Annotated in this window: 18 protein-coding genes; 14 read left to right on the plus strand and 4 right to left on the minus strand. The window is 70.5% G+C overall.

Features of this window, described 5'->3' with window-relative positions; genetic code table 11:
- Positions 1-49: 49 nt before the first annotated feature.
- Positions 50-238, plus strand: coding sequence for a hypothetical protein (locus ABZV93_RS25530; RefSeq protein ID WP_354940691.1), 189 nt, complete (start codon positions 50-52; stop codon positions 236-238).
- Positions 239-427: 189 nt separating this feature from the next.
- On the opposite strand, the gene ABZV93_RS25535 is transcribed toward ABZV93_RS25530, so the two are convergent.
- Complete coding sequence (locus ABZV93_RS25535) at positions 428-697, minus strand: hypothetical protein (RefSeq protein ID WP_354940694.1); 270 nt, start codon at positions 695-697, stop codon at positions 428-430.
- Between the two features lie 26 nt (positions 698-723).
- Positions 724-1,107, minus strand: a complete 384-nt coding sequence (locus tag ABZV93_RS25540; protein ID WP_354940697.1) for a DUF3618 domain-containing protein — start codon at positions 1,105-1,107, stop codon at positions 724-726.
- Positions 1,108-1,438: 331 nt separating this feature from the next.
- Here ABZV93_RS25540 and ABZV93_RS25545 point away from each other — a divergent pair, with 331 nt between their 5' ends.
- The 10 genes from ABZV93_RS25545 (at position 1,439) to ABZV93_RS25590 (ending at position 7,158) form a co-directional block, all read left to right on the plus strand.
- Positions 1,439-1,759, plus strand: a complete 321-nt coding sequence (locus tag ABZV93_RS25545; RefSeq protein WP_354940700.1) for a gas vesicle protein — start codon at positions 1,439-1,441, stop codon at positions 1,757-1,759.
- A complete protein-coding gene (locus ABZV93_RS25550; RefSeq protein ID WP_354940703.1) occupies positions 1,756-2,169 on the plus strand; it encodes a gas vesicle protein in 414 nt (137 codons plus the stop codon). Before ABZV93_RS25545 ends, ABZV93_RS25550 begins: the two co-directional genes overlap by 4 nt.
- Positions 2,169-2,954, plus strand: coding sequence for a GvpL/GvpF family gas vesicle protein (locus ABZV93_RS25555; RefSeq protein WP_354940706.1), 786 nt, complete (start codon positions 2,169-2,171; stop codon positions 2,952-2,954). Before ABZV93_RS25550 ends, ABZV93_RS25555 begins: the two co-directional genes overlap by 1 nt.
- Complete coding sequence (gene gvpJ / locus ABZV93_RS25560) at positions 2,947-3,165, plus strand: gas vesicle protein GvpJ (protein ID WP_092882614.1); 219 nt, start codon at positions 2,947-2,949, stop codon at positions 3,163-3,165. The genes ABZV93_RS25555 and gvpJ (ABZV93_RS25560) overlap by 8 nt, the downstream gene beginning before the upstream one ends.
- Positions 3,162-3,521, plus strand: a complete 360-nt coding sequence (locus ABZV93_RS25565) for a gas vesicle protein K (protein ID WP_354940709.1) — start codon at positions 3,162-3,164, stop codon at positions 3,519-3,521. The genes gvpJ (ABZV93_RS25560) and ABZV93_RS25565 overlap by 4 nt, the downstream gene beginning before the upstream one ends.
- The gene (gene gvpJ, locus ABZV93_RS25570; RefSeq protein ID WP_354940712.1) at positions 3,509-3,976 is read left to right on the plus strand and encodes a gas vesicle protein GvpJ; all 468 of its coding nucleotides are present in this window, start codon (positions 3,509-3,511) and stop codon (positions 3,974-3,976) included. Before ABZV93_RS25565 ends, gvpJ (ABZV93_RS25570) begins: the two co-directional genes overlap by 13 nt.
- A 1-nt stretch (position 3,977) precedes the next feature.
- On the plus strand, positions 3,978-4,733 hold the full coding sequence (locus ABZV93_RS25575) for a GvpL/GvpF family gas vesicle protein (RefSeq protein WP_354940715.1): 756 nt from the start codon (positions 3,978-3,980) through the stop codon (positions 4,731-4,733).
- Between the two features lie 83 nt (positions 4,734-4,816).
- On the plus strand, positions 4,817-5,533 hold the full coding sequence (locus ABZV93_RS25580; RefSeq protein WP_354940718.1) for a hypothetical protein: 717 nt from the start codon (positions 4,817-4,819) through the stop codon (positions 5,531-5,533).
- Between the two features lie 14 nt (positions 5,534-5,547).
- On the plus strand, positions 5,548-6,732 hold the full coding sequence (locus ABZV93_RS25585; RefSeq protein WP_354940721.1) for an SRPBCC family protein: 1,185 nt from the start codon (positions 5,548-5,550) through the stop codon (positions 6,730-6,732).
- A gap of 228 nt (positions 6,733-6,960) precedes the next feature.
- A complete protein-coding gene (locus tag ABZV93_RS25590; RefSeq protein WP_354940723.1) occupies positions 6,961-7,158 on the plus strand; it encodes a hypothetical protein in 198 nt (65 codons plus the stop codon).
- Here the strand turns inward: ABZV93_RS25590 and ABZV93_RS25595 are convergent.
- On the minus strand, positions 7,130-7,894 hold the full coding sequence (locus tag ABZV93_RS25595; protein WP_354940726.1) for an HAD family hydrolase: 765 nt from the start codon (positions 7,892-7,894) through the stop codon (positions 7,130-7,132). The two genes, ABZV93_RS25590 and ABZV93_RS25595, sit on opposite strands and share 29 nt — an antisense overlap.
- Before the next feature lie 125 nt (positions 7,895-8,019).
- Between ABZV93_RS25595 and ABZV93_RS25600 the strand changes: the two genes are divergently transcribed.
- Together ABZV93_RS25600 and ABZV93_RS25605 are read left to right on the plus strand one after the other, a co-directional pair.
- Positions 8,020-8,976, plus strand: a complete 957-nt coding sequence (locus tag ABZV93_RS25600) for a MurR/RpiR family transcriptional regulator (protein ID WP_354940729.1) — start codon at positions 8,020-8,022, stop codon at positions 8,974-8,976.
- 12 nt (positions 8,977-8,988) lie between these two features.
- Positions 8,989-9,972, plus strand: a complete 984-nt coding sequence (locus tag ABZV93_RS25605) for a DUF6528 family protein (RefSeq protein ID WP_354940732.1) — start codon at positions 8,989-8,991, stop codon at positions 9,970-9,972.
- 266 nt (positions 9,973-10,238) lie between these two features.
- On the opposite strand, the gene ABZV93_RS25610 is transcribed toward ABZV93_RS25605, so the two are convergent.
- Positions 10,239-11,792, minus strand: a complete 1,554-nt coding sequence (locus ABZV93_RS25610; protein ID WP_354940735.1) for a threonine/serine exporter family protein — start codon at positions 11,790-11,792, stop codon at positions 10,239-10,241.
- 199 nt (positions 11,793-11,991) lie between these two features.
- On the opposite strand from ABZV93_RS25610, the gene ABZV93_RS25615 reads away from it, so the two are divergent.
- Positions 11,992-13,340 (plus strand): DUF222 domain-containing protein (locus tag ABZV93_RS25615; protein ID WP_354940738.1); only part of this gene is annotated, 1,349 nt, incomplete at its 3' end.

Here is a 13,340-nt window from a genome sequence, read left to right on the forward strand (position 1 = left end):
GGGCACGACTTCGTCCGCGACCGGTCAGCGAGGGTCAGGTTCTTCGTGCGTGGACGGGATGTCGGGCGGTGTCCAGTCCGCCCAGGCGGCGACCGTCCCGGGCCCAGACGCGTTGCGGCGCGAGCCGGACGAACGCTTCGGTGAGCGCGTGCGGGATCCGGCCGTGCCGCTGGGCCCCCACCAGCGCGGCCCGGTGGATGGCGAGAACCTCGGCGTCGCCCGGCCGGACGCGGCGTGACCACCGACCGGACGGCGTGCGTACGTTGCCCCGGGACACGACCGGGGAGTCCCTGCCCCCGCACGTCGCCTCCGACGCACAGCCTCAGGCGCATGGTTCGGGGTCGTCGCACGCTGTCGTCAGATCGTTGACGAGCAGTGACGGCCAACCTGCGCACCAGCACGTCCGAGATCGGCGGCGGGCGAATGGCTAACGGGGCTTGCGATCCCGCGATCCGCGCAACAGGTCGGCGTGCTCACTTCGGGTGGCGGCCGACCAGGACGCCGGGACGGACACGGCGCCGAGGTGACTGAGCAACCGCGCCACCCGGTCCCGCACCATGCCGCCGGCCGCTGCCGAGCGGGAGTAGACGGCGGCAGGTACGGAACCGGTCACGGCCAGAACGGTGACCGCGCGGGCGGCGGTGTCGCGGACACCGCGAGCCACCTGCTGGACGTACGGAACGGCGTTGTTCGTCATGGATCTCTCTCGTCCGCGGGGCGGCGTCAGTGCTTCCTGATCCGGCGCAGCAGAAGCAGCGAGACCAGCGCCACCGGGACCGCCACCGCGACGGTCCTGCCGTTGCGGGAGCGCGCGGTCGCGGCAACCTGGGTGCCGGCCCTGCGCAGTTGCTTCGGGCCGTCGGTGCGCGCCGTCGCGGACAGGCTCTTCGCCTTGTCCAGGGTCACCTTGGAAGCGCCGGTGGCACCGGAGCGCACGCGTCCGGTCAGTTTGGCGGACTTCTCCTGGGCCATCGCTCGTACGTTCATCTTGGTCCCAATCTCGTCGATGGTTCCACGTAGCCGCTCGCGGGCCTGGTCGACCTGAGCCTGGATCTCGGCGGGATCCGCGGCCTCACCGTGGGTGTTCGCGTTCTGCTGGTCGCGCATCCTGCTTCCTCCCGCCCGGTTCGGTGATCTCTTGCTATCGACACCGGTCAATTGCGTCAAGTCGGCCATGACGGTTGCCAGATCTCCCTGGCGAACTCGCGAGCGGATATCTGCGACCGGGCCGCCGCCGAACCCGGACATTCGGAATGTATGGGCGTGACCGGGTACGGACAGGTCTGGTGCACCTACGCACAGTCATTCGTTGCCTGGAAGGCCAAATCACCTCGCGCGACACAACGCAACCGATGCGGTAGCGTCGCGAAGGCGTCACCGGGGGGCGACCGAGTTCGAACACGAAATACCTGACCTGACCCATATCCGCTGGGGACTTATGACCGAGCGACAGCAAGCAGACGCCGACCAATCCCGGGAGCGGGCGCCCCGCGCCAAGAAGAAGCCGAGCATGGCCAAGGTCATCCGTGGGGCCGTGCAGCAGTTCGGTGAACTCACCGGCAAGCAGGCCGACGGTGTGAGTGGTGTGCGCCGCGAAGGTGACGGCTGGTCGCTGCTCGTCGACGTGGTCGAACTCGAGCGCATCCCTTCCACGACGACGGTGATCGCCACCTACCGGCTCGACGTCACCTCCGACGGTGAGCTGGACGGCTACGAACGCCTGCGCCGTTATGTGCGTGGTTCGGTGGACCCGTCATGACCCAGTCGATCACCAGCCGCAACCCTCGCCCGGACACGCTCGCCGACGTCCTGGAACGCGTTCTGGACAAGGGTGTCGTCATCGCCGGCGACATCGTTGTGAACATTCTGGACATCGAGCTGTTGTCGCTGAAGCTGCGGTTGTTCGTCGCCTCGGCCCAGACCGCCCAGGAGATGGGCATGGACTGGTGGACTCGCGACGAGTTCTTCACCTCGCAGTCGAACGGCGGAGGCGGGAAGAACGACCAGGTCGAGGGCAAGCGCGCACCCGCGGAGCTGGAAGCGGAGAACGACCAACTCAAGCAACGCATCGAACGCCTCGAGCGGGCAATCGCCGACCGTGAGCTCCCGGAGCAGTCCGAGCAGTCGAACGGGTCCGGACGACAAGCCCAGCAGGAGGAGGATCGCTGATGACGGCGGGCGACGCTCGCGGCCTCTACCTCTTCGCCATCGTCGGTTCCACGGCGGTCGACCTGTCCGGGCTGCCCGGCTTTGCCGGCGGCGGCAGCCCCCGGCTGGTGGACCACGGCGATCTCGCGGCCGTCGTCGCCGACGTTCCCCTTGCGGCGTTGGACGTTCGCGAGGAGGAGGTCACCGAGGACGGTCGGCTCGCCCGGATGGCGATGGACCACGACACCGTGATCCGCGCCGTCTTCGAGCAGACGCCCGCATTGCCGTTGCGCCTCGCGACAGTGGTCGGCGACGAGGATGCCGCCCGCCGCCTGCTGGCGGAACGTTCCACCGAGATCCGCGACCTGCTCGCCCGGCTGGCCGGCCACGAGGAGTGGGGTGTGCGGCTGCGCCGTGAGGGTGAGGCACCCGACGAGAACGCCGAGCGTGAGCGCGCCCGGGCTGCGCGACCTTCCGGACGGGACTACCTGCAGGCGCGAAGGGAGGCGTTGCGGGCCAGTCAGGAGCAACGCCACGCCGTACGTCAGGCCGGCGATGAGGTCTACCGCGGGCTGGCCGAGCACGCCAGTGACGCCACCCGGCTGTCAACGGGCGGTGCCACCGGCCTGCTGCTGAACGCCACCTACCTGGTGCCCACCTCCGCGACTGACGCCTTCCGCGAGGTGGCCGAGAAGTACGCCGCCGACCTGGAGGCCGGAGGAGTGCGGGTCGAGCTGACCGGCCCCTGGCCGCCGTACAGCTTCGCGCAGGTGACCATCGGATCGCAGGCGGCGGCCGATGGCTAACCGCACGCTCGTCACTGGATCGGGCGGGGGCACCAGCCTGGTGGACCTGCTGGACCGCGTCGTGGACCGCGGCGTGGTGGTGTCCGGCGACATCATCATCTCCCTGGCCGGTATCGACCTGATCCAGCTGAACCTCCGGTTGTTGCTGATCGGGCTGGAGACGGCCAACGAGATGCACCGCACCAACTTCGAGGGGAGGGGAGCGCGATGACCGGACCGGCACACCTGCCGCGGCTGCCGGACCTGCGGCGCACCCCTCGCATCGACGCGAACGCCGAGGACCTCGGTAGGGGACTCGGACAACTCGTCGTGGCTCTGCTCGAACTCGTCCGCGACCTCCTGGAGCGCCAGGCGATCCGGAGGATGGACGGCGGAAGCCTCGACGACGAGGAAATCGAACGCCTGGGGGAGGCGCTGCTCGAACTGGAAGACAAGTTCGCCGAGCTCCGGGAGATCTTCGGAGTCGAACGCGAAGGACTCCGGCTTCCGGTCGACGTCGACGACCTGCTCGACGAACACGAACGGCTCGACACCACAGGGAGGCACAACTCGCCATGGCAGCTGTAGCGACGCAGGGAATCAACCGTGCGCCCCGGCCGAGCAGTCTTGCCGATGTCCTCGAGGTGATCCTCGACAAGGGCATCGTCATCGACGCCTACGTCCGGGTGGCGCTCGTGGGGATCGAGATTCTCACCATCGACGCCCGGATCGTGATCGCGAGCGTGGACACCTACCTCCGGTTCGCCGAGGCGGTCAACCGGCTGGACCTCGGTCAGCAGGAGGACCAGGTGGCGGGACTTCCGGGCCTGGTCCGGGAGGTGACCGGGGACGGCAACTCCTCCGGCAGCAAGGCCAAGGGCGCGATCAGCGGAATCAAGGAGTCGTTCTCCTCCGACGATGACGACGACGAGGACGAGGACGACGACTCCGGCCGCGAGCGCTCCACCACCCGTCGGCGGCCTTCGTCGAGCCGAAGCGCGCCGCGGACGCGGCGTCCCAGCCGGCAGCCGCAGGAGTCCTGACATGTTGTTGTTGCACGGAGTGGTCCCGGCCGGCCGGGAGATCGACGAGCAGGGTGAGCTCGCGGACGAGGAGTACCAGCTCGTCGAGGACGGCGACCTGGCGGTCCTGGCCCGTGAGGTCGCCGGCGAGGACGAGCTGACCGAGGACGACGCGGTGAAGTTCCTCGACGCTCTGGTGGAGCTGGTGCGCGGCGGACCCGTCCTGCCGCTCCGCTTCGGAACGGTCGCGCCCGACGTGGACGCGGTGCGCTCGGAGGTGCTCGCGCCCGCGGCGGAGGAGTTCGCCCGGGCCCTGGAGGCGACGGCCGACCTGGTGGAGCTCCGGCTCACGTTCACCCTCACCGACGCGGCCGTCCAGCGGCTGTTCAGTGAGGACCCCGAGCTGCGCGCGGCGGTCGGCCGCGGCGGCCCGGGCAGTGAGATGTCGGAACGCATCGAGGTCGGGCAGATGGTCGCCCAGCGGCTCACCGAGCAGCGAGCTCAGCTCGTCGCCGCCTGGGTCGGGAGGCTGGGCGAACTCACCGAGGACTCGAAGTCGATCAGTTCGTCGGAGGAGGGCTGGGAGCAGGTGGCCCTCCTCGTTCGCCGGGAGCGGCTGGACGAGCTGGACGAGGCGGTCAGGACGCTCACCACCGAAGTGGACGGGCTGGCCGAGCTCGAGTACGTCGGACCGCTGCCGCTCTACAGCTTCGACGCGATCGGTCTGGCCGGCGCGTCGACCACAGCGCAGGCTCAGCAGTCCCGCTGGGGCTGGTGAGACTCAAACGGTCGGAAGGCCTTCGCCGCGGGTGACTGCGGTGACGAGGCCGGGTCTTTCGCCGTCATCGAGAGGAGAACACCGTGGATGACAGGACCAAGATCGCTGTCGCGGTCGCCGGGGGATACCTCCTCGGACGTACGAAGAAGGGCAAGGCAGCGCTGAGCCTGGCTTTGTGGCTCGCGGGCAAGGAACTCGGCCTCCAGCCGCGTGAGCTCGTCCGTGAGGGCGTGCTCAAGCTTGCGAGCACCCCGCAGATCACCCAGCTCGGCGACCAGCTGCGCGGCCCGGTCGCCGAGGCCGGCCGCAAGGCGGCGCTGGCGACGCTGGAGTCGCAGCTGACCCGGCTGTCCGACGGCCTGCAGTCCCGCACGAGTTCCCTGACGGACAAGTCCTCCAAGCTCAAGGACAAGGCCGGCGAGGCCACCGAGGGCGCCGACGACGAACTCGACGACGACTACGACGACGAGTACGACGACGAGGCGGACGACCGCGCCGACGACCAGGGCGACGAGGACGAGCCCGAGGAAGCCGAGGCCGGCGACGACGAGCCCACGGACGAGGCGGACGACGAGGACGCTGACGACACCGAGGACTCCGAGCAGCCCGCTGCCGAGCGCAAGGAGCGCCCCCGCCGTCGCCCCCGGGAAAGCCGTGGGGACGACTCCTCGCAGGAGAAGCCGCGCCGTAGGCGCCCGAGTTCGGACGCGCCCCGCCGGGCCGCGAGCAGCAGGACCCGTTCGTCGGGCTCCCGCCGTCAGGGCTCCGGCTCCGGCCGGCAGTCTCGGTCGCGGGGCTGAGAAAGGAGAGCGGGGTGGCTTCCGAGAAGAGCTCCCTCCTGGGGGACGTAGGCAAGGCTTTGATGAAGAGTCCTGCCGTCGAACGCCTTGCCGACGAGGCGAAGGAGTATGCCGCCGCCCGCGGGTCGGAGCTTGTCGACAAGGTCGGCGGCAAGCTCGGTGGGTTGACCGAGAAGCTCGAGGATCAGGCCGGGAACCCCACCGCGATGACGGCGGGGGTCAAGGCGCTGCTCGAGGGCAAGTCGCCGTTGCGGGCCGGGATGAGCGCGCTCGGCCAGGGCCTGAAGAACAAGGTCAAGGGCCTGTTCGGCGGTGGTCGATCCGGACCCAAGCTGATCAACATCATCGAGGACATCGAGATCGGTGCTCCGGTCTCGGTGGTGTACGACCAGTGGTCGCAGTTCCAGGAGTTCGGCTCGTTCATGAAGGGCGTCGAGGGCGTCGACGCCAAGGATGAGGTGGAGAGCAACTGGCGCGGCAAGGTCTGGTGGTCCAAGCGGAGCTGGAGTGCCCGGGTCACCGAGCAGATTCCGGACCGCAAGATCGCCTGGACGACCGAAGGTGCGAAGGGCACGACCAAGGGAGTCGTGACCTTCCACCCGCTGGCCGACGACCTGACGATGCTCCTGCTCGTCATGGAGTACTACCCCAAGGGGCTGTTCGAGAAGACGGCGAACATCTGGCGGGCGTTCGGCCGCCGGGTCCGCCTGGACCTCAAGCACTTCCGCCGGTTCGTGACGATCCAGGGCGAGGCCTCCGGGTCGTGGCGTGGTGAGATCCGCGACGGCGAAGTGGTCCGTGAGCCCGACGAGGATGACGACTACCGTCGCGAGGACGATTACGCCACGCGGGACAGGCAGTGGTTGGACGAACGTCGGGACGACGAGGACGAGGACGAGGACGACGCGGACGAAGCCCGCGACGACGAGGACTCCGACGACTTCGACGAAGAGGGCGAAGACGGGTTCGACGACGAACTCGACGACGAGGACGCCGAAGACGATCCGGACGATGAGCCGGACGACGACGGCGCGTACGACGAGGACGACGAGGACGGGTTCGACGATGAGTCGGACGGGGAGTCGGACGACGAGCCGGACGATGAGTCGGACGATGAGTCGGACGACACCTCGGCAGGCAACGGCAACGGCCGTGGACCTGCCCGTCGCCGCCGGCGCCGTGCAGAAGCCGTTCGCTGAACGACCCCACCGGGCGGACACGCCGACGGAGTCCACGCGTACTCCCGGCTGTCACTCCTAACCACACAGGGCGCTCGTGAAGCGCCGGCCTCGGCCGGCCTTCCGGGCGCCCTGTGCTGTGCGCGACCTGTGAGGCTGACGCACGACACTGCCCGGGGGTGCGCGACCACGCGAGCCGAAGTCACCCTCACCCCTGCCGCGATCATCGGCGCGAGGGTGGCCGGGTTGATGCCGGGGACGACCAGCAGGTTGCTCGGCCTGGTCCGGCCGCTGCTGCCCGGCCCGCCCGCCGATCCGGCGCTGGCGGGCATCGAGCCCGGCCACCGGGCGCACGAGCGGACGAACTCCCGGGTGCTCCGGAGCCTCACCACGATGGGGCGGTCGGCCGCCCGCAGGTTCAACCAGCGGCGCGCGACGAGTACGTAGGGTCTGTTCTGACCGGGGCCGGAAGGAAGGCCCGAACCTCGGCGAGGGTGCGTACGTGCTCGTGGTCGCCGGGGTCGTCGCAGTCGCCGTACGGGTCGTAGTGCACGGCCAGGATGTCCGCGGCCTGGGCGCCGCGGACGTCCGCCGGCACCGTGTCGCCGACGTGAACGGCCCGCTCGCAGGGGACGCCGACCGCATCCAGCGCGGCCCGGAAGAAGCGCGGGTCGGGCTTGTCGTAGCCGACGATCGCGCTGTCCAGCACCGCGTCCACGGTGACGCCCGGGCCCTCGCCCTCCTGGCACATCGCGGCCTCGCGCAGCATCCGGGCGATCCGCCCGTCCGCCTGCGACACGATCGCCACGCGCACACCTTCGGCCGTGAACTCCGCGAGTGCCGCCTTGGAGGCGGCGTCGGGCGCGTGCCACATGTTCCGCGTACGGGAGACCGCGCGATAGTCCTCGACGGCCTCGGGTAGCCGCTCTGCCGGTACGCCCGCGAACCTTGGCAGCAGTTCGTAGTAGTCGCGCAGTTGGCCCCGGGCGGGGAACGCGGCGTTGTGGGCGGCGTAGTGCGCCCGCAGGAACTCCTCCTCGGTGGCGACACCGCCGTGCCGGGCGACCACCGGGGTCAGCAGAGCGGCGTTGGGCAGCAGGAGCACTCCGCCCACGTCGACGAGCAGGGCGGTGGCGGCGGTGGACGGGGACGTGGACGGCGGGCCGAACTCGGCTGACGACACCAGATCCTCCATAGCTGGGTACGTGGCTGGGCTCGTGGCTGTTGCCGGAGACGGCCACTGCGCGGCGCTGACCGCGCTCTGGAAATGATTGACGCCTCAGAGTACGCGATGTAAATATTGCCCGCATGGGCTCGGCGGGGGCGAAGCGCGCGAACGTCGACGCCACGCTGCTGGAGCGGATCGCGTCGATCCGCGACACGCTCACCCCTGCTGCCCGCCGGATCGGCGACGTCATCGGCGAGGACGCGGCCCTGGTCGCCCGGATCGGGATCGAGGAACTCGCCGAACGCACCGGCACCTCCACCGCCAGCGTCAACCGCTTCTGCCGGATGCTCGGTCTCGCCGGCTACACCGAACTCAGACTGGTGCTCGCGGGCGAAGCCGGTCGGGGTGGCGTTGCCGGGCCCGGTGACCCGGACGCGGACCCGAGCGGTGACATCCCGGCCGACGCCGATGCCGGCGCGACAGTGGCCCTGCTCGCGTCGTCGACGGTGCACGCGATCAGGCGTACGGCAGAACTGCTCGACACCGCCGACCTCGACCGGCTGGCCGGCGCCGTGGCCGAGGCCGGACAGGTGCAGGTCTTCGCGTTCGGGGGAAGCGCGGACGTCGCGCACTACCTCGCCGCCCAGCTCACCGGCATCGGCGTTCCGACGCTCACCTCCGCCGACGTCCACACCGCCGCCGCGTACGCCGTGACGTTGGGACCGAACGACGTGGCGATCGCGATCAGCCACTCGGGCCGGGCCGTGCAGGCGATCGAACTCCTCGACCTGGCTCGTTCTCGCGGCGCGACCACGGCCGCCGTCACCAGCAGTGCCGCGTCCCCGCTGGCCGCCGGCGCCGACGTCACGCTGGCCACCACCGCCCGTACGGCGACCTACCGCTACCGCGGCACCGCCGGTCGGCACGCGCAGCTGTTCGTCACCGACGCGCTGTACGTGCGGGTGGCGCAGCGGCGGGCCGAGTCTGCCCGGCACCTGCTCGACCTGGCCGGTGCCGCCACCGCGCGCTACCAGGTCGGCCCCGAACGCACCGAACGCAGCAAACGCAGCACCCGCACCTCGAATCCCCACCGCTGAAGGAGAACGAGCATGCGTGTGACCCGCGGCATCCTTGCCGGAGTGTCCGCCTGTCTGCTGGCCGCCACCGTCGCCGGGCCTGCCACCGCCGCCACGGAAACCGGCCGCACCCGACCCGCACCCATCATCGTCACCGAACAGGCCAGCGACCGGGTGGTGGTCCTGGACAGCACCAAGCGCTGGGCCAACCCGAACGCCACCCTGTGGTCGTGGCAACCCGGAGTCGACAGCGACACCGGCGACACCAGCACGTCCTGGGGGCTGCCCGACGACGCCCGGCTGCGCACGGGCGCCGACGGCCGCCAGTACGTCCTGGTCACCGACTCCTACGGACTGCTCGCCTCCGTGCCCTACCCGGACAAGGGCCCGGTGGCGTGGTCGGTCGACGTCGGGCGAAGTCCCAACCCGCACGGCATCGAGCTCCTGCCCGACGGCAACATCGCGGTGGCCGCCAGCAACGGCAGCTGGATCCGCGTCTACACCGCTAGCCAGGGCAGGCATTCGGGCACCTTCGTCGAGGCGGCGCTGCCCGGTGCGCACGAGGTGTGGTGGGACGCGCGGCTGACGGTGCTGTGGGCGATCGGCGACCACCTGCTGGTGAAGTACGCCGTGGGCGGTACGCCGGCGGCGCCCACCCTGACCCAGCAGGCGTCGTACACCCTGCCGACCAACTGGGGCCACGACCTCGGCCCGGTGCCCGGCGACCCCGACCGGCTGTGGCTCACCACGGTCTACGGCGTCCACCAGTTCCAGAAGTCCACGGGGAAATTCGTCGGCTTCCCCCGTCAACGTGAGCTTTACGCGCTCAACATCAAGAGCGTGGGAACGGATGCGGCCACCGGCACGGTGCTGGAGACGACGCCGAAGGCCGGCAACCCGTGCAGCTGGTGCACGGATTCGGTGGACCTGTTCGTCGGGGCGGACGGGACGCAGGAGAAGGTCCTTCCCGGCGCCCAGATCTACCGGGCTCGCTGGTTCGACGAGGAGAGCTCCTGATCCGGAGAGCGAGGCGCGGATCGTAGCTGGGGCAGGAGTAGCCGTACGGCGCGCGCAGGCGGTACGGCTCCTCCAGGCACTTCGTCTCCTCGCCAGGAGCGCCAGGTCGAGTGCGGCGAGGGCCTCGTCAAGGTGACCTTGCCTGGTCGCCCCGACGATCGGTGCGTGCACTCCCGGCCGGCCGAGCAGCCACGCCGACCGCTTTCGAAGGCGGGAGGCGAGGAGGTGCCCGTGCGCGTACCTATCGGAAACCTATCGGCCCGACGCTAGCTGGACCTGACGGCTCCAACCGAGTCCCGGTGCTCGCTGCGGTCCCGGGGAGCGCCACCGGACCGACGTCCGCGCCGGGAACGCAGGTCGCGGTGCGGACGGTGGTCGCGGCGAGGACGGTGCACGAGTACGCGGGCCGGGCCGACCAGCCGCGGTCCGGCGTACCTGCGTTCCGAACGTGACAGGCCCCGGCGCAGCGGCTGGAGAAGGAACTCGCCGAGGATCGCTCCGGCCGCGAGGGCGAGCGACTCGGTGGCGGCCAGCAGCAGGCCGGAGATCCCGCCGCGGCTGTCGCCCTGGGTGATCTGCAGCATCGCGGAGTAGATCGTGAGACCGGGCAGCATCGGCACGATCGCCGGCAGCACCACCGCCAGGGCGGGCAGCCGCCGCCGGGACGCGATCGCCTGCCCGCACATGCCGATGACCACCGCGACCAGCCCGCGAGCCATCGAGGGCGAGGAGAGCACCTCGTCCAGTGCGAGATAGGCGACCCAGCCGAAGCCACCGAGCAGGAACACCGCCGGCAGCAGCCGCATGGACGCGTACAACCCGACCGCCATCGCGGCGGCGACCACACCCGCGGAGAGGAACCGAGGCGGCAGCCCCGCCAGGGTGAACGGCGCGGGCGGCGCCACCGTCATCGCCACGCCTACCTGGCGGGCCACGATCAGCGCGGCCGCGACCCCGCCGGTGATGCCGGCCGCCAACAGCACCACCTCCATCGCCCGGGCGGAGGCCGTCACCATGAACCCCGTCAGCGCGTCCTGCACCGCGCCGAGCAGCGCGATACCGGGCAACAGCAGAACCACCCCGCCGGCCACCACCAGGCCGGGCTGCACCGGCGCGCCCATGCCGGTCAGCGCCACGGCGACGGAGGTGACCAGCGCGGCTCCGATGAAGTTCAGGTAGAAGTCCGGGAGGTTGCGCCGGGCCAGCCGGCGGCCCAGCCGGTCGATGACCACCGTGGTGCAGAAGGTGACCAGGCCGAGCAGCCATCCGCCGCCGAGCTGAACGGCCACCGCGGCGGCGAGCCCTCCCCAGGCGCCGCTGACCACCCAGCGCGGATAGCGCTTCGGCGCGCGGACGACGGCGTTCAACCGAAGGTACGCGGCGTCGGGAGTGAGCGACCCCTCGGTGAGGCCGAGGACCAACTGGTGCAGGGCGACCAGCCGGTTGTGGTCCACCGCGCGTACCCGCACGATCCGCAGGTCGGTCAGCGGCGCACCCGAACCCTCCACCGCGACCGAGACGAGCACCTGGGTGTAGGTGACCGAGGCCTCGACGTCCTCCAGCCCCAGCGCGGTGGCGCTGGCCACGATCGATGCCTCGACGTCGACCGAGCCCGCGCCGCTTCTCAGCAGCAGTTCACCGAGCCGGAGCAGGAAGTCCAGGGCGTGCCGCAGGTCGCGGTCGTCGACGTGGGTGGCGGTGCGTACGGGGTACGGCGAGTGCCGCGGGCGTTGCGAGACGACAGGCTCGTCCCGGCGTAGTGCGGCTCCGGCCGCTCGGCGTAGGCGGTTTCGCATCCCGGCGGTGGCGGGGTCGTGCACGGTAGGTCTTCCTCGTCGCGTCGTCTGGCGTGCCAACCGCACTACGGTACGAGGCGCCTCCTCGCGCCCGAGCGCGAGCCGGTCCACCTCGGCGTGGCAGCTATCGCCGACGATGCTGTCTACCGTCTCCCGCTCCCTGGACATGCGCCCAAATCCGTTGTGGGAAAGGGTTGTCGGTGGTGGCCGATAGTATTCGATCATGTCTTCGAGTGAGTGGGGCGCCTGGACCGGTGGCGGTGCCGCCGACCGGATCCTGGCTGCGCTCGACTCGGTCGACCCGTTCCTGGACGAGGCGTGGGTGACGCCGAAGGGCTCTTTGACCGCGGAGGAGTGCGGGTTGGTGCTCGCCAGGGCGCGGGCGAAGAAGGCCCGGTTCGAAGCACTGGAACTGGCCCTGGTCCGCCAGGGCGAAGCGTGTGACATCGGGAAGCTGACCGGTTCGCCGAACGCCACGGTGTATCTGCGTACCGCGCAGCGGTACGCGCAAAGCGAAGCGTCCGCCGCCGTGGGGCTGGCCCGGGTCTTGGACAAGGAGGCCCGGCTGACCGGTGAGGCGCTGGCGGCGGGGGTGGTATCGGCCCGGCAGGCCGGTGTGATCGCCGAGGCGATCAAGAAACTCCCCGAATACGTCGGTGCCGATGAACGTGACCGGGGTGAGGAGTTCCTGATCGAGGCCGCCCGGACCCACAACCCCGACGAGCTCCGCCGGCTGGGCGAGTCCCTGCTGGAACGGATCGCGCCGGAGGAGGCCGAGCGGCTGCTGGGTGAGGAGTTGGAGCGTAAGGACCGCAAGGCCGAACAGAAACGCTCCCTTCGGTACGTGCCAAACGGGATCCCGCAGTCGGAGTCGGTGCAGATCACGCTGCCGGTGTGGGAGATGGAACTGCTCCGCAAGATCATCGAACCCCTCGCCGAACCCAAGAAAGGACCAGAACCCGACACCCGGCCCATCGAACAGCGGCGAGGGGATGCGTTCGCCGAGGCGCTCGGCCTGCTCGCGGCCGCCTCCACCGCACCGGTTCGCGGCGGCAGGCCGCCCCAGGTCGCGGTCACGATCCCCCTTGACGTGCTCCTGAAGGGCACGGGTGCGGGGACCATCGACGACACCGCCACCCTCATCCGCCCCAGGCCCTGCACCTGCCCCTGCACCGACCCCAAGTACGGAACCCCCAAGACAACCAACGAGACAAGGGCCGCCAAGAGCGCGGCCAAGAACCCCGGCCGGGCCGGTGAACCCACACAGCGGGAGGCAGCAGGCCAGGAAGAGGGCCGGACAGCCCAAGCAGGTAAGCCGAAACGGCCATCACCCGACACCGGAGCGCTCGGGGACGGGATACCACCACCCCGAACACCGGCGCAGCGCCCACAACCGAACACCGAACCCGGTACGGCCGGGCCGGAGGCTGCCATCGACCCGCACGACGGGTGCCCGAAATGCGGAGGCGGCGGATCAGCCCGCTACCTCGGCACCGACGGCACACCCATCTCCGCCGCCACCGTGCGACGGCTGGCGTGCGAGGCCGACCTCATCCCCGTCGTCCTCGCAGG

Source organism: Actinopolymorpha sp. NPDC004070 (assembly GCF_040610475.1).
Lineage (GTDB): Bacteria > Actinomycetota > Actinomycetes > Propionibacteriales > Actinopolymorphaceae > Actinopolymorpha.